This is a genomic window from Aeromonas sp. S19(2024) (assembly GCF_041402625.1).
GTDB lineage: Bacteria > Pseudomonadota > Gammaproteobacteria > Enterobacterales > Aeromonadaceae > Aeromonas > Aeromonas caviae.
In genome coordinates, this window is the sequence record NZ_JBGLQU010000008.1 from 58,401 (window position 1) to 74,426 (window position 16,026).

Consider the following 16,026-nt stretch of genomic DNA (forward strand, 5'->3'; position numbering starts at 1 on the left):
TAGGCTAACCCAATATTTTCAATGGGTTACGCTCTCATCATTGTTACATTGCTCTCATCCAAACTGGAAATCTCTGCAAAAAAGATCCTTCCTTTCAGATCCTCATCACGCCGCAGATCCTTTGTCTGGCGGGCCCTGAGCCTATGGTTTTGCGGTAATCCACTTTTGCAAAAATTTTTCTTGATGAACCCCGCAGGCGGGAGCGGATGAGCGCGGATTCCGTGGCGCAGACGCGGCCGTGGGCGTTTCCGTGGGGCAACAGGAGGCTGTGAGTGTGCGCAGGCTTCACGTATGATGCAGCGCTGCCCGATGGCGCCTCTTCATGCGGCGCCCTTCCCTGGTCATGCTCAGGCGCTGTCAGGCAGACAAGAAGAAGGCCCCACATTGTGGGGCCTTCTTCGCTTGGCGAGTTACTCGATGATGGGGGAGAGGGAGCTGGCCAGTTGCTTGGCTTGTTGGCCATGTTCCGTCATGGCTGCACTGTTCCCTGGTGCGGGTCCGCTGCCGTGGGTATGGCCAGCCGTGGCGGCGGCCAGTTGCTCTACCACGTTCATCAGTTGCAGCAGCAGCCAGAAGATGTTCACGCTATCTGTCCCCACCCAGGAGCGGGGCGCTTCCAGGTGCTGCAGTTCGCCGGCGACCGCCCGGCGCAGTTGTCCCACCACCTCGACCAGATCCCCGGCCGTGGTCTGGCTCATATTGCCGAGGCTCCCCAAGGTGAGATCGTCCCCGGCGAGCAGCTCGATGGCCCCCAGCGCCTCGATGAGCTTGAACCCGCCAACCTCCTCGACGCTGTGCTGCGCCACCTGCAGCCGATGCTGGCCATGGTCCCCCAGGTAGTCATCGCTTTGGTGGTGCATATGCAGGGCCTGGTCGTGCAGGCGGCGGTCGGTGTGGCAGTAGAGGTTCCCCACGGTATCGATGCGGCTGAACACCTCGGCCCGTTGCTGCTGCAGTTGCTCGCCCGGGACGATATCGGGTAAAGCCCAGCCGCTGCCGAGCACGGTGCGGATAAAGGGCCGGTCGGCCCGACCGAAGGCGAACCCCAGCTCAACCAGGGTCCCCTCGATGGGGAACTGCAACAGGCCCTGCTCCTGCCCGCCGAACAGCACCGGGAGCGGTACAGTCCGATACAGTGGGGCAGCCTTGTCCGGCTGACCATCCTCGCCCAGCAGTTGCACATCCACCGCATAGCGTGGGCGAAAAGGATCATTGCGCTGGCCGGCAGTGGCCTGATCGCTCACTGCCTCGACCCGCCCGAACTTGGGCAGGTGCATCTTGTCAGCCAACTCCGGGAACTCGCCCTCCATCTTGCGCCGCTCCGGCGACTTCACCGGTTTGCCGGGTGTCGCCGTGGTCAGGGTCATTTCATCGCCCTTGAGACGTACCCGCATCACCCGCTTGCCGTTGATGATGGCCCCGGGCCGGATGGCCGGCACCGGCGACAGAGTGAGGGTGTCGCCTGCCTGGCGCCCTGACCAGGCGGGATCGAGCGTCACTTCTTTGCCATGCCAGCGGCTATGGACGTGGCTCCCCACGTAGATGGCGCCATCCGGTTGCTGGTACCAGACAAAATCCGGCACCTCGAAGGCGCGCCCGGCGTTATCGAGCAACTGATAGCCGGTGCCGGCGCTGGTGAAGTTGGGGATCGGTCGGTCGGTGTAGTCTGCCCCCTGGGGCAGCAGGAAGGTGAGCCCGCAGCGGTCGGTCAGCCAGGCCAGCAGGCCGCGCAGGGTGGCATGCTGCTGGCTGACGGGGAGGCGGGATCCCAGGGCACCGGCGAGCTCCCTGCACAACAGCTTGCTGGCACCGTTGGCGGCGGGCTGTACGTCGTACACGTAGCCCGTGAACCAGCGCCGCAAGTCGCCGTTATAGCCAGTGTCCAGGGTGAAGATCTGCCCCTTGAGAGCAGAGCCCCCGATGGTGAGGGCGGCACGGCCGCCGGCGTTGAGGTCCAGCACCAGATCATGGTCGATGAGGTGCATCGGCTGGCCGGCGAGGGTCAGTGAGGTGGTCAGTTTCATGCCAGCATGTCATCCATCGGTTGGAGTACGTAGCGCTCGAAGCTGCTGAGCTCTGGCGCTTCGTCCCCGGTTCCTTTGCTGCCGGGCTTGGCGGCGGTGGTGTTTGCAGTGCCCTGGCCCACGGTCGGGGCTTGCTTGGGCAGGCGCTGCTCGCGCTTCTCCGGCACTGAGTTGAATTCCTTCAAGGTGAACTGCACTTGCCAGGCGAGCAGCCCCTCCTGTTCGCTTGCGGTGATGCGCCCAGCGAACCTCGCCTGGCGCACCTTCACCGACTTGGCCAGCAGCGAGCCGACCCGGTAGATGTGGCGTTTGCCGCCGTTGCCCTTGGCATCGGCCAACTCAAACAGCCGGCTCAACATGCGCTCCTCCTTGAACGGGATAAGACCCGAGACGTCGAGCTCCTTGGCCTTCGCGCCTTGCTCGGCACTGCTGGTCGAGCTGGTCTGCCCGCTCTGGTCCTTGTCCTGAAACTGCATCGATGCGGACACCCGCATCGACTTCATGATGATGGGTTCGCCATCCAGGGTCAGCATGGCTTGGCTCATGGGGTCAACTCCTGCCAGAAAGTGAGTGGGGAGGGGGAAAGCAGCAGGGCAGCGACCGTCATGCTCATGCTGTGGTCGGGGGGCGTGCTCTGCCCGAGTTGGGTGGCGAGGCTCGCCGCATCCCCCTGGCCTTGCCAGTGCCAGAGCGTGCCGGACAGCTTGCCAAGTTCGGCCAGGGCGGTTGCCAGGGCATCGAGGCGGGCGGTGCGGCGCACGGCGAGCCCCTGCAGCTTGTCGATGGGGCTCTGGCTATCCCGGGAGAGGCTCTCCAGTTGCGCCAGCTCTGCGCCAAGTACCGCCCGGGCAGGGCGCAGCGGTGCCCAGCAAAGGGGCTCCCCAGCGCGCCAGCGTGGCACCCTGGCGGCGGTGGGCTGATGCATGGTGTCGTTGCTGGCCGTGAGGCGGCGCAGCGTGGCGCACCACTCCGGCAGTGGCAGCAGGGCGCAGAGGTGCGCCAACTGCCGGGCCAGGTCCTCGGCGCTGTTGCCGGTCACCAGCCAGGCGAGGGCATGCTGCTGCCCGCTGGGCAGGCGTGGGTCGGCGCCATCCTGCAGCTTGGCGGCCAGGGTCGCCACCGCGTTGGGGGCGGACAGATGATGCTGGTTGCCCTGTTGTTGGCCCACCCCGTGCAGGTAGGGGGTGACGGTAAGGCAGTGGCCATTCACCAGCAGCCGATCGAGATCGGCCCGAAGACCGGCCAAGCCCCCGGCCGCCTCGCTAAGCGGGTGGCGCCGATACTGGGTCAGCGCGGCCACTCCCTGCAGTCGGTCCATGGCGCTCGCCTGTCTCGCTGGAAGCTGCACCAGTACCTCCCAGGCGCGGGTGTGTATGCTGCCGGCACTGGCGGGCCAGCGCAGCGCCCCCTGTACCCAACTCATTGGGGCATCTCCGGCCAAGTGACCGAGCTTGGCCAGCCCTCGCTTTGCGGCAGGCGCATCAAGGCGATGCGATAGCGTTGCAGGGCTTCCAGCTTGGCCTGCTCTTGCGGGGTGGCCAGCTTCAGCTCTTTGGCGTCCTGCAGGGGCGCGATGTGCAGGGTGGCCTCAGCCTGCAGGGCATCGAGTTTGCGCTGCAGTTCGGCTTCGCACGGGAGGTACTCGGGCTGGGCCAGCGTGCGGATCTCGCCGAACTCGCCAAACATGGCGCGCACATAGAGCTCGCGCCCATGCTCGGCCGAGTCGTCCTTGCGGGCGGTAAAGGTGACGAACTGGCCGGGCAGGTGGGCAAAGGCCACCTCCATGTCCAGGCTATCCGGTTGACTGGTATAGGCGATGACGTTTTTGGCGGTGATGATCTCCATCAGGCAATCCTTATCCAGAGCGTGATGCGGGTATCGAAGGGGCCACCCGAGCCAACTGAGTAACCGAGGCATTTCCAGGTACCTGCCAGGCTGGCGCCATCCTGGTGCCGTTCCCCTGCCGAGGCGGGGACTAGGCTGGACCCAGACACCGTGGCGCCGATCCCCTTGGTCGCACCGGAGACGTTGGACGCCAACACATAGGTGCCCACCTGCCCGTAGCTGCTCGCGACAATGTCGGCGTTGCCCTGGGCCGCGGGGTGGGTGTGGGCTGATGGCGGCATGGTGCCGGGCTTGCCGGTAACTTCTCCCCAACTGGGCCAGCGCGATGCATAGGCCGGGATCCCGGTCAGTTGTGACCAGGGGTGCGAGTGGCTCGCTGCAGCCGCACCGAGCTCTGCCAGCGTGGGTTTGTTGCCGGTGTTGTAATCCCGGGTCCAGGGTGTCCAGGCACCGGTACTGTATTGCGCCCTGCGCCAGACCCGGCTGGAGTTGTAGACCAGGTAGGTCTGCTGGGGGCCAGCACCGTAGCTGACGATGAGTGCCCCCGCGCTGTTTTCCGGGTAATGGCGTGCGGGGGAGGTGTTGGCGTTGGCATGCTGGGCATACACCTTGGGTTCTTTCAGGGTGTCGAGGTCTTCGGTTCCCAGGTTGATGGGGTTTAGCCAAGAACCCGGGTGCGAGTGAGAGGTGGGAGATAGACCGTTCAGCGCTTGCTGCAGGCCTTCGACTTCCTGGATGGTCGGCTGATGTCCGGTATCGAAGATCTCGCGCCACGGGCTCCAGCTTAAAGTGTTCATGCTGTAGTTGCGCATGGTCAGCACGCCATCCCCGTCGTAAGGCCAGGCGACCTGGAGCAAGGCCTCTACCGAATAGATGCGCTTGGTCTCGCAGTAAAAATGCTTGCTTGCTGTAGGGGGGGCGTTTTGGCTGCGGGCCTTTTCGTATAACCCGAACTCCCCGGCAGCGCAGGTGTTCATATCCTTGTTGTAGGTGACGCCAAAGGCAGTCCCGTTGTTGCTCAACATGTCGCGGCGGGCTTTGTAGCCGCTGACATCGAGCTTGCTGGCGAGCGCTTGCGTTAATCCCACCACGTTATCCATCAGATGGCTGTGGCTGTTGTCCTTGACCTCCACCACGATGTTGACACCCTGGGCATCCTCAAGGATCCCTTTGCCAGTCACATCCCCGGAGAGCTCGATGGTGCGCTTGCGGCGCAGGTCGGTGACGCTGCCGTCGCTGTTGATGATGGCGACCTTGGCCACATGGTGCTGATTGCCGTTGCCGTCCACATAGTCGGTAAGGGCCGGCACGCTCAGGGTGAGGGTGAAGTGATTCACCCAGGCATTGAGCAGGGAGCCCGCCCGGTAGATGTCGAGCCAGAGCCCCACCGGCTTGGCACCTGGGGTGATTTTCCTGACCTCGTCGAGCTGGGCGCGCAGGCCGCCCACATAGGCCACCCCGGGCTGCACCTTGTAGACGCCGGATTCGTTCACCAGCTTGAAGCCGTCGCCGTAGAAGGTGGCCGGCCCGAAGAACTGCAGCGCCTGCAGGCGCAGGTCGTCGTCCATCCCGCGCAGGCGGGCGGCATAGTCAATCTGCCAGGTACTGGCGTCCACGTGAGTGGCGGTGGCCTCGCTTGCTCGGTCGTACTCCATCAGCATGGACTTGACCAGGCTGTTGCCGGTCTGGCCGGTGGCCTCATTGGTCTTGAGTTTGGTCTCCAGCCCCTTGTGCACAATCATCCCCACCATACCGCTGGCCTTGTTGATGAGGTACAGGGCATTGAAGCTGAAATCGCCGACAGTGGTGTCCATCACGATGGTGTAGGCCACCGCGTCGTTGTTGATGCGCCCGCGCTGATCGACAGCGCGGCGATGCACAATCTGGCCCGCCGGTGGCAAGCCAAGATCCGGGCTTATCGGTTTGTTCGGGTCCAGGCCCGGGATGTTGGCCAGCACGAACTCATCGAGCACCACCTGCGTCTGGTTGGCGAGGCTCGCCTGCAGGTAGCTGGCGAAAGCGTTGGTAATGATCTGGCTCATGGGGTCCTCTTGAGTGATGCGCCGAACACCTGCTGGTTCATGTCGATGCGACCGGTGCGCAGGGTGGCGGTGACCGGGTAAACCACCTGGAAGCGGTAGCGGCGGCAGGTGCGGCCATAGTGTTGGATGAGGGTTTCCATCAACTGCTGGTTGCTGGCGATGGCGCCGTCGGTCACCTCGATGGTGATGACGTCCCAGGGCGTGCCGGCCTGGCGTTCGTGGATGTCACACCAGCCGATGCCAAGGCGCTCGAAGATGCGCTTAAAGCCCGCCACTTCGCCGGCGTCCCGGGCGTTCACAAAGGCGAACCTGACCCGCTTGCGAAAGAGCTCAATCGGCTCGCCGTTGAAACGGGTGATGTCCCGCTCCCAGGCGAGCAGGGCCAGCAAAGACTCCGAGCAAGTCAGCGGGTCTTGCTGGGCCAGCGGCAGCAGCAACCAGCCCTTGAGCCGTTGCCAGAAGGCGTTGATGCCCTTTGCCAGGAAACCCGGCTCGGCATGGGCCGGGCTGATGGTGTAGCCATCTTCCCACCAGGGGGCGCTGGCATTGGGTAGCACTGGCGCCTGCCGCTCGTGCTCAAGGGGGGTCGGGTCAGTCATGCAGGGTCACCGTCAGCGTCTTCAATCGTGGGATGGCCAGCCCTGCGACGATGTCACTCTCGCCAAAGCGCAGGCTCTGGAGCTGCGGGAACTGGCTGTGCAGCTCGCGGGCAAGCTGGGAGAGCGAGAAGCGCGAGCGTGGCCAGGTGCGGGTGACGGCCGGGAAGTCTGCCGACTGGCGAAACGCCGCCCTGACCAGATTCTCGGCGCCGGCTTTGAGCGCGGCCTTTTGCTCGTCGCTGAGGTTGGCTTGCGGCCAGAGCGCCAGGGTGAGGCTGTGCTGGGTTTCAGGGATGCTCATCACGAAAAGATCATCCCCATGGCCATGGTTGCCCTGGCGGCCCACGTAGTCGTTGAGCTGGTTGATGAGGCTGGCCGGGGTGGCACCCACCTCCAGCAGGATGTAAGCGTTGGCGGTACCGGGTCCCCGCGGGGCGTCGTGCTCGAAGAAGATGTGATCGGCACGGATCCCCGCGACGCTCGCCAGCATGGATCGGTAAATCGCGTCGATGTGGTAGCGCCCCACCGCCGAAAACTGGTTCTGGATGCGCAGGCCGAGCGCGTCGTTGCTCTCGACGTCGCTGCCCTGGGTGGTGATCCACTCCTTGTCATCGTTGCGGGCCGAGAGGATGCCGGTCACCGGTTCGCTCAGCAGGTTGTAATATCCCGGGGCCAGGTTCCAGGCTGCGCCAGCGAGTTCGGCCTCGCATACCACCCGGGCCACCGCTTCCCCGGCGGGGCTCACCACCGCCTGCAGGGGGCGCAGGCGATAGATGGTGCCGTTGATGCGCTCGGTGGTGACCCAGATGTCGGCCGGGATGGTGACGGCATCGCTCGGGTTGGCTTTCACGAAATTGACCAGGCCCCGGGTCTTCTGGGCCGCCTTGCGGGTGAGATCCACATCCCAGGCCTTGAGGTCGAGATAGGCATCGGTGGCGGTCGCCGCAAAGGTGTTGGGCAGCACGTGGCCCGCCAGCAGGGTGCGGATAAGCCAGAGGGCCGGGCTGATGACCACGCCGCGCACCAGCCGCCAGAACGGACTCACGTCGCTGTCGTTGGTGATGAGGGAGCCAGCGGCCACCACCTCCTTTTTGAGCTCGGCCTCCATGGCCGCCTCGGTGGTCGGCACGCCGGCCTCGGCCAGCAGGGCCATAAAGTCCACGGTCGGGCGCAGGTTCACAGGGTTACCTCCAGTTCGCCGAATTCATAGGTGCGGGCAGTGACCAACACCCGGTCGGGGGCCTCTTCGCTGATGAAGATGGTGCCGGGTACCAGCCGCTCGTCGTCTTCAACCAGCAGCTCAATCTCGGTCATCACGTCGCTGCGCAGGGTCGGGCTGCGCTCGCCGATGAGCTTGCGGGCGAGTCCGGATTCCATGATGCGGTGCTTGATGTCCTGACCGATGCTGTGCCGGTCCTGGGTGGTGCGGGGCTGGCCGCCGGCATCGAGCTGCCAGGCGCCGTTCACCACCAGGATGTCGATGTACTTGGGTTCGCTCATCACTTGGTCTCCAGCCAGGCGTTTTCGGCTAGTTGCTCCGGGCTCATGGGGTTCTGGTTGGTGATGTGCACCTCGCCGATGTGCAGGGACTTGGCGGGCTTCTGGTTGGCAGCGCTCGCGGCCGCGTTGGCCTGGATCAACTGCTGGCCCAGTCCGCCCGTTGGCACCTTGCTCTGCTCCGGCTGACGGTAGCGGGCGAGGGGAGCGGTGATCGAGGCCTGTTGTTGCTCTGCCGCCATGGGGGCGCTGACCGTCCCCGGCATGACCGGGAGGGTCAGCGGGGTGAGCGCGGGCATCTGCAGGTCCGGCATGCCGCCGAGCTCGATATTGACCCCCGGGATCAGGTTGAGCTTCTCGATCAGCCAGTCCACCGCCCGCCCCAGCAACTGGAAGGGGCTCAGGTTGCCGAGTAGCTGCATGAAGCTGGCCCAGCCAGCGGCGGCTCCGTCGATCATGCTCTGGATGGCGTTGAACACGCCCGAATCCGCCAGGGTCTTCTTGAGGTCATCCCAGTAGTAGATGACCGCTGTGACAGCGCCGATCAGCAGCACTATCCCGGCAATGATCAGGCCGATGGGGTTGGCATACATGGCGATGTTGACGGCCAGTAGAATGGCGCGAAAGGCAACCAGTCCGGCCTTGAGCAGGTTGAGCGGGGCGATCAGAAGCGACCAGGCGATGCCGAGCCCGAGAGTGGTCATCTTCGCCAGCCCGGCGAGCAGCAGCCAGGCACCGGTCACCATGCTAAGGCCCACGATGGCGAGCAGGGCATAGCTCACCACCCTAGTGAGGTTCGGGAAGAGGTAGGTCCAGCGCAGCACGGTGTCGGCCCCATCGGCAAAGACCCCGACCACCTTGTTGATGGCCGGTAGCACCACCCCAAAGGCGGCGGCCCGGATGGCGTACCATCCTTGCGTCACCCGCTCCCACTGGTCGGTCATAGAGGCGGCCATCTGCTCGGCCTTGCCCATGCCGTGGGTGTTGGCCAGGGCATTGATGTTGGTGGAAAGGGCCTTGGTGTTGGTCATCAGAAGTTTGACCATGGCCACCGCCTCATCCGAGCCAAACGCCTTTTTGAGCTCGTCCCCCTCGGCCACGCTCAGGGTCTCGCCATAGCGGGCCTTGAGTTTGTCGAGGATGGTGAGCACCGGCAGCATGTTGCCCGCCGCGTCGGTGAACTTCATGCCGAGCGCCTTCTGGGCACTGCCCACCCCGGCCAGGAACGCCTTGAACTTGGTCCCGGCTTCGCCGCCGCCCATGGTGGCCTGCAGTTGGCCCAGCACAGCGAACTGCTCATCCATCGACACCCCGGCCGCCGTGGCGTTGGCACCGATGGCCCCAAAGGCATCGGCCATGCCCTGACCGGTAGTCTTGAACAGTTGCACCGCGAGCGCCGTCTTGCCGGCCACATCCTCCACCCAGTTGGCCTTGCCCATTCTCTTGGCCTGCTGCTCGAAGATACCGTACATGGTGCCCATGTAGTTGGTGATGGTGGCGGTGTCGGCCTTGGTGGCCTTTGCAAGGACGGTCGAGGCGCGGGTGAAGGCGGGCAACTCGTTGCCCTCCAGCCCGGCGATGGCGGACTGGATGTCGTAGGAGGAGCGGACAATCTCCGTGGCCGAGTTGCCATACTGCACGGACAGCTTGAGGGCTTCGCGGCCGAGCGCGCCGAGCACGTCCTTTTGCACATCGAGGGAGGCCACCTCGGAGAGGGCCCTGTCCATCTCGATGGCGGGCCCCAGGGCCGCCTGCACCGCCAGCCCGCCGGCGGCCAGGGTGGTGGCCCCCATGGCCATGTTGCTCCAGCCCTGGCGGCCCGCCTTGCTGACCTTGTCCATCTGGGCATTGATGCCAGCAAGGGGCTTGGTGACCTGGTCAACCAGGGCCACCTGCATCATCAATTTTTCCATCCAGGCCATCAGTCGTTACCCGTTTAGTGCTTTGGCAATGCCCTCGGCCACGGCGGCGGCGTTGGACTCTCGGTGCTGTTTGTCTAACCAGATGGCGCGAGCCAGGCTGTCGAGATCGTCCTCTTCGTGGGGCAGGTAGTAGCGCCGCAGCGCCAGCACCTGCTCCAGTTGGTTGCGCTCGATGGCCTCGGCGCGCGCGGTCAGTTTTTTACGGTGATCTCCAGGGTGGGGGCGAACTGCTCGTTAATGGCTCCCGCCAACTGCAGGGCGGCGCCCGGGCGCTTGAGCAGCTCGTCCAGCGCGGCCTTGCTCTCCTGGCAGACGATCTTCTTGAGGTAGTTGTGGGCCGGCGCCACCTTGTCGCTCGGCATCATGTCGTTGATGAAGCCGTTGTAGGCGGTCATGGTCGGTTCAAAGCTGATGTCGGTACCGGCCACAGTCAGGGTCAGGGTCTTGCTCATGGGGTCGTGTCCTCTTGGGTTATCCAGTGGTTCAGGGTGGTGATCTGGGTTTGGCAGCGGCGCAGCGCCATCTGCAGGGTGGGGATAAACCGCACGGCGTCGCCGTAGGTGCTCCCCGTGAATTCAGGCTCCGGGCAGTGGGGCACCAGTCCCGGCGGCGGCAGCCGCTTGACCACCCGGGTTTGCACCACGGTTGTGGGCTGGCTGGAGCAGGCGCAGAGCGCCAGCAGGCAAAGGCTCGCGAGCGCAATCCGGACGGCCCGCCGGCGGTGTGGCCAGGGCTTGTTGCAGGTCATTGGCTGTCTTCCTGTTCTGGTTGTCGAGTTCGGCCAACGCCGCGTTCTGATGGGCGAGCAGTTGGCGCAGGGCGCTGTCTTCTTGTCGCAGCGTCTTGAGCACACTGCCCATCTGGTCGTTGGCCTCTCGCAGGGTGGCAATGGTCTCGTTGGCGGTGGCGAGCTCCCGGGTGCGCTGGGTGAGCCGCTCCCCCTGAGCAAACAGCAAGCAGCCGATCACCAACCCGATCAGGGTCGGCAACAACCGGATGAGCGTGCTCATGCCAGCACCCCGCCAAACTCGGTGAACTTGGCCAGCAGATCCGCCAGCTTGTGCTCGCGCTGGCCGTAGCCTGCGCCGGGCAGGCTGGCCCAGATGTTGGCGCACTTGCTGATCGCCTGTGGAATACGTCCCTTGATCACGTCATCCAGTGCCTTGCGCTCACGGATAAGCTGGATAGCCCAGGTGTCCTGGGAGACGGGGCCAAAGTCCGGTAGGCCGAGCAACAGTTGGTAATGCCGCCAATGCCTGGACAAATGCTGGTAGCGCCCGGCTGCAGTGCTGACCAGTCCTGGGCGGACGATGACAGACACATTGGGATGGGTGCTGTAATCGCCGAAGAACCCGGCCGGGTTGACCAGCTTGTTGTAACCATCGTCGCCCAGCCCCTTGGTGCCCTCGGCATAGGCGATCAGGTCGAGAAAGGCGGCCATCTGGGGATGGCAGTCACTGCGCGGCATTGTTGTCCTCCTTCTTGCTAAACATCAGGGCCGCCCTGTCGCGGATGATGTCGATCCCAAGCAGCCCCACCACGCCGCCTAGGAAGGGGGTGGCCTCCTGGGGGATCCCGAGCAGGTGGGTCCCGGTGGCGGCCGCCAGGGTGATAAGGCCGCACAGCAGGGATTCAATCAGCCGGCGGCGACCCCGCCCACCGGCGTAGGTGATGCGCAGGAAGGCGATGGCCAGCGCCAGCAGGGCCCCATAGACGGCGGGCCAGTTGTCCATCAGCCAGGCCAGCAGGGCGGTGGCGAGGGTCGGGTCTTTGTGAGGCATGTGGTTCATGTCCGTAGCTCTGGTTAGCGGGCCAACCGTTCAAGGCGGGTCTGGCAGGGGGCGCACAGGCGTACCCCCGGCACATGGCGGCGGCGTCCCTCGGGGATGTCGTCGTCGCACTCTTCGCACTGGTGCAGGCTCTCCCCCTGGTAGTGCCCCTTGCCCACCTGGTTGGCCAGTTGGACCGCCAGCATGCGGGCGGCGTGGTGGTTGGCGCGGTCGATGTCGTCCAAGCGTCCCTCCTTAACCCAGCAGGTGGCGGGTGTCTTCCTTGGAGAGGTAAGGCACGCCGTTGAGGTGAACGAAGTCGGGGGAGGTCACAAAGCCTTTCACCTTGTGCACGCTCTTGCTGCCCCCCTTGGGATCGATGTCGAGCAGGTCGGAGACCAGCAGCTTCACCCCGAATGCCTCCACCTTCATGGTCTCGGTGCCGGTGTCGGCGTAGAACAGCACATCGTCCGGCTCCATCCCGCGCCAGCTCCCCGCCCGTTTGGCGGCGTCGGCCAATTGCGAGAAGTTCTTGGTATCGAGCTCGAACTCCAGCTCGGCGGCGACATCGCCATCGACGAAGCCATCCGGGATCCCCCGGGTTTGTGCCACGGCGCTGTTGTCGGTGATGGAGAGGCTGGCCTTTTCGACGTGGACCATGGCCCCCAGGAGGGTGGTGTCAAAGCTGGCACCAGAAATTCGACGGGTCATGGGTTAGCTCTCCCCATTGTTGAGGCTCAAATCGAGCATGATGTTGACGGTGATCCCCTTGGGGCAGTCCACGGTACGCACCACCACAAACACCGAGACCAGGTTCTTGGCGACCCACTGGATGCGGATGTCGCCATCCTGGGGGGAGGCGATGTCGCCCGGGAACGGCTGGCCGTTGATGGTGGTGGCCTTGGCCATCTCGCGCAGATCCTTGCCGAAGTAGGTGATGGCGGCGGCGGTGCTGCCCGGGGTGGAGTTGAACGAGCGATCCCCGATGCGGGCGATGGCGCGCAGGCGCATCCGGCGCGCCACTTTGTAGGCAATACGCAGGTTTTCGATCACCTGGTAGTCGCCACCCTCGGCGTCCAGGGTGCGGCCATCGGCCCAGTAGATCCCGTCATAGTCCGGGTACCACATCGGCACCGAGTAACGGTTCTGCTCCAGGGTCTGCAGGGTGGCCAGTGGCAGCGGGATCCCGTCCTTGTCCACCGGCTTGTTGCCAAGGCCCACCAGGGCGCCGGTCTTCACCCGGCAGGGGCTGTCGGCGATGCTCACCGCCCGGTTGCACAGGCGGCCCGCATAGGCGCCGGCCAGGGTTGGCCAAAGCTGCGGGATCAGGGAAACCGAGCTCGCCGCGATGCCATCCTGCAGGGTGGCCAGCTCGGCCTCGTAAGTGGACCAGTCCTGTTCGTCGGCGATGGCCGGTACGGCCAGCAGCATGAACTGCCAGCGCCCCCATTTGGCGATCAGCTCCTGGTTGAGGGCGTGGGCGGCGTTGATGGCCGCCTGGTCCCACTCTTGCCCCAGCACCACGACCCCCTCAAAGGACTGGGTCTGCTGGGCGTCGCGGGCCGCGTCCAGCCAGGGCTTGTCGGTGGGCAGCACATAGGCCGCCGCCGACCAGTTCTGGCCGGCGTTATCGCGGGCGGCCAGCAGGTTGGCCTTGAGCTCGCTGTCCGCGGTACCGAGCAACTGATCGAAGTCAGATTGAGCGTTGAGGGAGAGCAGCTTGCCGGTGTTGCTGGCAGCGCTGCCGATGAACAGCAGGTGGCGCTCGACCTCGGTCACGGGCCCCTGCATCTGGTTCAAGTTGTTGATCTGTACGTAAGGCCACATGCCGTTATTTCCCCTTCATGTCTTGCTTGTTGACGTCCCATCCGTAATCGATGCTCTGCAGGGCGCGGGCGAAGGCCTGTTGCCGCTGCCTGGCATTGGCGCCCAGGAACGGGCGCGCCGGCAGATGGATTTCCCAGCTCTCGGCCGCCGGTTCGTCCTTGAGCTTCTTGATGAGCAACCCCGCCTGGGCGTAGTTGAGGTGGCCGGTTATCCAGCCGAGCGAGGCCGAGCGGTATGAGCGCTTGCGCTGACCGGGGCGCTTGAACCCGAGCTCCCGCAACTTGCGGGCCTGGGCCTTGGTGGCCTGCTTCTGCTTGCCGCCTTCACTGGGGGCGATGCGTCGGCGACTGGCGGCCGTCACCTTGTAGGTGTGCCCCTTCTGGTGGGTGTTGGCGATGACCCCGGCGTGGGCGCTCATGGTGCCTTTCTTGAACCCAACCTCGGCCACGTCCTGGCGCGGCTCGTGGATCACCAGCAGCTTGGGCAGGCCGCGCAACATCTTGCGTTTGCCCCGCTTGCGAGGGGCCCAGGCATTGCCGTTGGGATCTTGCTGCTGGCGTACGTGACGGGTGGCCAGCTTCTTCATCTCGTTGGCGGCGCGCCATACCAGGCGCTTGCGCTGCTTGGGCGGCAGGGCCAGCAGGTTGAGCTGGTCTTTGCCGCGACGGGTGTCCAGGGTGATGGTGATCATGAGAGGCCACCCACCTGGTGATCGCCGGTATCACCCACGTTCAGGTCAATCTGTTCGGCCACCCAGATGTCATAGGGGGCCACGTTCCAGCGCTTGCCGAGCCAGTTGATGGGCCCTTGCGGGTGCTCGATGAGGCGCAGCGGCTCGGCGAAGGGGAGCTGGATCTCGAGATCGGCGGTCTGCTCGTCGTTCGGGGTGACGGCGTACTCGGGATCGGGCAGGTCGAGCTGCGCGCGGACCTCGTCGTGCTCCTGCACCCAAGCGGCGACGGCCGCCAGCAGGATGGCCGGATCCAGCTCCCGAAACGGCAGTTGCTCGATGGTGAACACCGCCTGATAGGTGAGCCAGGCCACATCCACCCCGGTGGGCCCCATGTTCCTGGGTTCGAGCTTGATGGTGCCGTTCTCCATCCAGCTATCCAGGCGCTTGTGACACTTGGCCGGCAGTACCCGCAGCAACTCGGCGTGGAGCGCCTGCAGGAAGTAGCCCTGGGCCTGCTGCTCGTTCATATCAGCGACACTCCCGCCCGGTGCTTGCCCTTGATGCTGCGCACCAGTTGCTGGCTCTCGGCCAGCAACTGGGCGCGCTGGTCCGGGGATCGCTCCACCTGGTTGTTGGCGGTGGCCCGCTCGGTGACGCTGGCGAACTCCGGCAGCAAGGCCGCCTTGGCCCTGGCGAAGACGGCGGCCAGATACTGTTCGGTCAGGGCATTGGTGCCACCTTCCAAGCTGGGCCCCGGCACGGCGGCTGCACTGGCATAACCCTTGTCCTGAAGGGCGGCCTGGTGGCTGGCGAGCTGCTGGTTTATTTCAGAGACGGCGGCCAGCAAGGCGGCGCCTGTGGTCTGCTGGTCCAGATCGGCAGGCAGGGCACGGCGGCGCTCAAAGTCGGCGACGGCCACATCCGGCCAGAACCCGTCATTGCGGATGGTGGCGGCGCTATAGTCGATGTCCTTGCCTGCAAACATGGCTTGCCTCGCTGGTTAAATGGGTGCACCCCTGAAGCCACGCAATTGCCGCTGAGTTAGCCAGAGGCTGCTCATGGCATTCGCGCCGGGGTGCGACGGCGCGGAGAGTCGGTTCGTTATTCGGGATTGAGCGCCCGCAGGCGCATGGCAATCTTCTGGCGCAAGGTGCCGACGCCCACCTTGCCGTGCAGCTGGTCGGCCTGGGCCAGCCAGTGATCGGCCTGCTCCAGGGTGGCGCTGTCCCCCACGGCGCTCGGGCGGGGCTGGCCGTCGTGGTCGCGCAGCAGCAGGCAACCCGCGGCCTTGAACCACTTGGCCGTCAGCCGCTCGTTGAGGCGCCAGTCATTGCGCACCTTATCGAAAACCCGGGAGAACCAGGGCTCGACGGCATGTCCCTCGGCCGCCTGTTTCTCGGCCCACTCCAGCACGGTGTCGGCTACGAAGTGGGCCCAGTCGCGCTTGATGTTGGTCGGGGTGCGTTGGCCCTGGGCGATGGCGAGATCCGCCCAGGCGATGCCGGCGTCGAAGTCGCCCACATCGAAGGCCCAGATGATGAGGCGCTGGAAGAGCTCGTTCTGATAGGGCTGGCCGGACTCGCTGACGGCGGCCAGATAGCGCTCCACATAGGGGCGGTACTTGGGCATCAATTCGTCGCGCTTCATGTTCACCCGGTCGCCGATGCGGGCCAGCTTGCGCAACCGGACCATGTCCTGCTCCAGGGCAATCAGCTGCAGGTGCAGGCTGTCGGCCACCGCGCCGGTGGCGACGCCTGAGCTGGCGGCCTGCTGGGCCCCCTGCACGGCGTGAACCCGCTGCTTGTGGCGTTGACCGGGTGAGCTCATG

Annotated in this window: 22 protein-coding genes; all 22 read right to left on the bottom strand. The window is 65.1% G+C overall.

The annotated features are described in order from the left end of the window. Positions 1–410: 410 nt before the first annotated feature. Positions 411–2,024, bottom strand: a complete 1,614-nt coding sequence (locus ACB037_RS15705) for a hypothetical protein (RefSeq protein WP_371175549.1) — start codon at positions 2,022–2,024, stop codon at positions 411–413. Next, positions 2,021–2,569, bottom strand: a complete 549-nt coding sequence (locus tag ACB037_RS15710) for a hypothetical protein (RefSeq protein ID WP_371175550.1) — start codon at positions 2,567–2,569, stop codon at positions 2,021–2,023. Before ACB037_RS15710 ends, ACB037_RS15705 begins: the two co-directional genes overlap by 4 nt. Beyond that, a complete protein-coding gene (locus ACB037_RS15715) occupies positions 2,566–3,447 on the bottom strand; it encodes a hypothetical protein (protein WP_371175551.1) in 882 nt (293 codons plus the stop codon). The genes ACB037_RS15710 and ACB037_RS15715 overlap by 4 nt, the downstream gene beginning before the upstream one ends. Continuing rightward, on the bottom strand, positions 3,444–3,869 hold the full coding sequence (locus ACB037_RS15720) for a tail fiber assembly protein (RefSeq protein ID WP_371175552.1): 426 nt from the start codon (positions 3,867–3,869) through the stop codon (positions 3,444–3,446). Before ACB037_RS15720 ends, ACB037_RS15715 begins: the two co-directional genes overlap by 4 nt. Next, a complete protein-coding gene (locus ACB037_RS15725; RefSeq protein WP_371175553.1) occupies positions 3,869–5,911 on the bottom strand; it encodes a phage tail protein in 2,043 nt (680 codons plus the stop codon). The genes ACB037_RS15720 and ACB037_RS15725 overlap by 1 nt, the downstream gene beginning before the upstream one ends. After that, positions 5,908–6,510 (bottom strand): phage tail protein, encoded by a 603-nt coding sequence (locus ACB037_RS15730; protein ID WP_371175554.1) that lies wholly within the window; start codon positions 6,508–6,510, stop codon positions 5,908–5,910. The genes ACB037_RS15725 and ACB037_RS15730 overlap by 4 nt, the downstream gene beginning before the upstream one ends. Further along, a complete protein-coding gene (locus ACB037_RS15735) occupies positions 6,503–7,690 on the bottom strand; it encodes a baseplate J/gp47 family protein (RefSeq protein WP_371175555.1) in 1,188 nt (395 codons plus the stop codon). Before ACB037_RS15735 ends, ACB037_RS15730 begins: the two co-directional genes overlap by 8 nt. After that, a complete protein-coding gene (locus ACB037_RS15740; RefSeq protein WP_048207756.1) occupies positions 7,687–8,010 on the bottom strand; it encodes a DUF2590 family protein in 324 nt (107 codons plus the stop codon). The genes ACB037_RS15735 and ACB037_RS15740 overlap by 4 nt, the downstream gene beginning before the upstream one ends. After that, a complete protein-coding gene (locus ACB037_RS15745) occupies positions 8,010–9,929 on the bottom strand; it encodes a phage tail tape measure protein (RefSeq protein ID WP_371175556.1) in 1,920 nt (639 codons plus the stop codon). The genes ACB037_RS15740 and ACB037_RS15745 overlap by 1 nt, the downstream gene beginning before the upstream one ends. Before the next feature lie 6 nt (positions 9,930–9,935). Continuing rightward, positions 9,936–10,079, bottom strand: a complete 144-nt coding sequence (locus tag ACB037_RS15750; protein WP_015985417.1) for a hypothetical protein — start codon at positions 10,077–10,079, stop codon at positions 9,936–9,938. Positions 10,080–10,120: 41 nt separating this feature from the next. Next, a complete protein-coding gene (locus ACB037_RS15755; RefSeq protein ID WP_041214418.1) occupies positions 10,121–10,381 on the bottom strand; it encodes a putative phage tail assembly chaperone in 261 nt (86 codons plus the stop codon). Further along, complete coding sequence (locus ACB037_RS15760) at positions 10,378–10,611, bottom strand: hypothetical protein (RefSeq protein ID WP_319894656.1); 234 nt, start codon at positions 10,609–10,611, stop codon at positions 10,378–10,380. Before ACB037_RS15760 ends, ACB037_RS15755 begins: the two co-directional genes overlap by 4 nt. Next, positions 10,505–10,939 carry a hypothetical protein gene (locus ACB037_RS15765; protein ID WP_201969120.1) on the bottom strand — a complete coding sequence of 145 codons (435 nt, stop codon included), beginning with the start codon at positions 10,937–10,939 and terminating at the stop codon, positions 10,505–10,507. The genes ACB037_RS15760 and ACB037_RS15765 overlap by 107 nt, the downstream gene beginning before the upstream one ends. Next, a complete protein-coding gene (locus ACB037_RS15770) occupies positions 10,936–11,397 on the bottom strand; it encodes a glycoside hydrolase family 104 protein (protein ID WP_201969119.1) in 462 nt (153 codons plus the stop codon). The genes ACB037_RS15765 and ACB037_RS15770 overlap by 4 nt, the downstream gene beginning before the upstream one ends. Next, a complete protein-coding gene (locus ACB037_RS15775) occupies positions 11,384–11,710 on the bottom strand; it encodes a phage holin, lambda family (protein WP_039040942.1) in 327 nt (108 codons plus the stop codon). Before ACB037_RS15775 ends, ACB037_RS15770 begins: the two co-directional genes overlap by 14 nt. A gap of 23 nt (positions 11,711–11,733) precedes the next feature. Further along, complete coding sequence (locus ACB037_RS15780; RefSeq protein WP_041214424.1) at positions 11,734–11,943, bottom strand: TraR/DksA family transcriptional regulator; 210 nt, start codon at positions 11,941–11,943, stop codon at positions 11,734–11,736. 10 nt (positions 11,944–11,953) lie between these two features. Beyond that, entirely contained in the window at positions 11,954–12,409 is a 456-nt protein-coding gene (locus ACB037_RS15785) for a phage protein (RefSeq protein ID WP_041214425.1), read from the bottom strand. Between the two features lie 3 nt (positions 12,410–12,412). Then, a complete protein-coding gene (locus ACB037_RS15790) occupies positions 12,413–13,525 on the bottom strand; it encodes a DUF2586 domain-containing protein (RefSeq protein WP_371175557.1) in 1,113 nt (370 codons plus the stop codon). A gap of 4 nt (positions 13,526–13,529) precedes the next feature. Next, positions 13,530–14,216 carry a phage virion morphogenesis protein gene (locus ACB037_RS15795; RefSeq protein ID WP_342040559.1) on the bottom strand — a complete coding sequence of 229 codons (687 nt, stop codon included), beginning with the start codon at positions 14,214–14,216 and terminating at the stop codon, positions 13,530–13,532. Then, on the bottom strand, positions 14,213–14,725 hold the full coding sequence (locus tag ACB037_RS15800; RefSeq protein ID WP_342040560.1) for a phage tail protein: 513 nt from the start codon (positions 14,723–14,725) through the stop codon (positions 14,213–14,215). Before ACB037_RS15800 ends, ACB037_RS15795 begins: the two co-directional genes overlap by 4 nt. Continuing rightward, a complete protein-coding gene (locus ACB037_RS15805; RefSeq protein WP_371175558.1) occupies positions 14,722–15,183 on the bottom strand; it encodes a head completion/stabilization protein in 462 nt (153 codons plus the stop codon). Before ACB037_RS15805 ends, ACB037_RS15800 begins: the two co-directional genes overlap by 4 nt. A 116-nt stretch (positions 15,184–15,299) precedes the next feature. Beyond that, positions 15,300–16,025, bottom strand: coding sequence for a terminase endonuclease subunit (locus ACB037_RS15810; protein WP_342040562.1), 726 nt, complete (start codon positions 16,023–16,025; stop codon positions 15,300–15,302). Position 16,026 lies beyond the last annotated feature (1 nt).

Bases quoted from the DNA above. Each gene is read 5' to 3' on its own strand.
- ACB037_RS15790 (WP_371175557.1), bottom strand. From the start codon at position 13,525: ATGTGGCCTTACGTACAGATCAACAACTTGAACCAGATGCAGGGGCCC.
- ACB037_RS15720 (WP_371175552.1), bottom strand. From the start codon at position 3,869: ATGGAGATCATCACCGCCAAAAACGTCATCGCCTATACCAGTCAACCG.
- ACB037_RS15740 (WP_048207756.1), bottom strand. From the start codon at position 8,010: ATGAGCGAACCCAAGTACATCGACATCCTGGTGGTGAACGGCGCCTGG.
- ACB037_RS15765 (WP_201969120.1), bottom strand. From the start codon at position 10,939: ATGAGCACGCTCATCCGGTTGTTGCCGACCCTGATCGGGTTGGTGATC.
- ACB037_RS15770 (WP_201969119.1), bottom strand. From the start codon at position 11,397: ATGCCGCGCAGTGACTGCCATCCCCAGATGGCCGCCTTTCTCGACCTG.
- ACB037_RS15715 (WP_371175551.1), bottom strand. From the start codon at position 3,447: ATGAGTTGGGTACAGGGGGCGCTGCGCTGGCCCGCCAGTGCCGGCAGC.
- ACB037_RS15805 (WP_371175558.1), bottom strand. From the start codon at position 15,183: ATGTTTGCAGGCAAGGACATCGACTATAGCGCCGCCACCATCCGCAAT.
- ACB037_RS15810 (WP_342040562.1), bottom strand. From the start codon at position 16,025: ATGAGCTCACCCGGTCAACGCCACAAGCAGCGGGTTCACGCCGTGCAG.
- ACB037_RS15745 (WP_371175556.1), bottom strand. From the start codon at position 9,929: ATGGCCTGGATGGAAAAATTGATGATGCAGGTGGCCCTGGTTGACCAG.
- ACB037_RS15730 (WP_371175554.1), bottom strand. From the start codon at position 6,510: ATGACTGACCCGACCCCCCTTGAGCACGAGCGGCAGGCGCCAGTGCTA.
- ACB037_RS15775 (WP_039040942.1), bottom strand. From the start codon at position 11,710: ATGCCTCACAAAGACCCGACCCTCGCCACCGCCCTGCTGGCCTGGCTG.
- ACB037_RS15710 (WP_371175550.1), bottom strand. From the start codon at position 2,569: ATGAGCCAAGCCATGCTGACCCTGGATGGCGAACCCATCATCATGAAG.
- ACB037_RS15705 (WP_371175549.1), bottom strand. From the start codon at position 2,024: ATGAAACTGACCACCTCACTGACCCTCGCCGGCCAGCCGATGCACCTC.
- ACB037_RS15800 (WP_342040560.1), bottom strand. From the start codon at position 14,725: ATGAACGAGCAGCAGGCCCAGGGCTACTTCCTGCAGGCGCTCCACGCC.
- ACB037_RS15755 (WP_041214418.1), bottom strand. From the start codon at position 10,381: ATGAGCAAGACCCTGACCCTGACTGTGGCCGGTACCGACATCAGCTTT.
- ACB037_RS15725 (WP_371175553.1), bottom strand. From the start codon at position 5,911: ATGAGCCAGATCATTACCAACGCTTTCGCCAGCTACCTGCAGGCGAGC.
- ACB037_RS15785 (WP_041214425.1), bottom strand. From the start codon at position 12,409: ATGACCCGTCGAATTTCTGGTGCCAGCTTTGACACCACCCTCCTGGGG.
- ACB037_RS15795 (WP_342040559.1), bottom strand. From the start codon at position 14,216: ATGATCACCATCACCCTGGACACCCGTCGCGGCAAAGACCAGCTCAAC.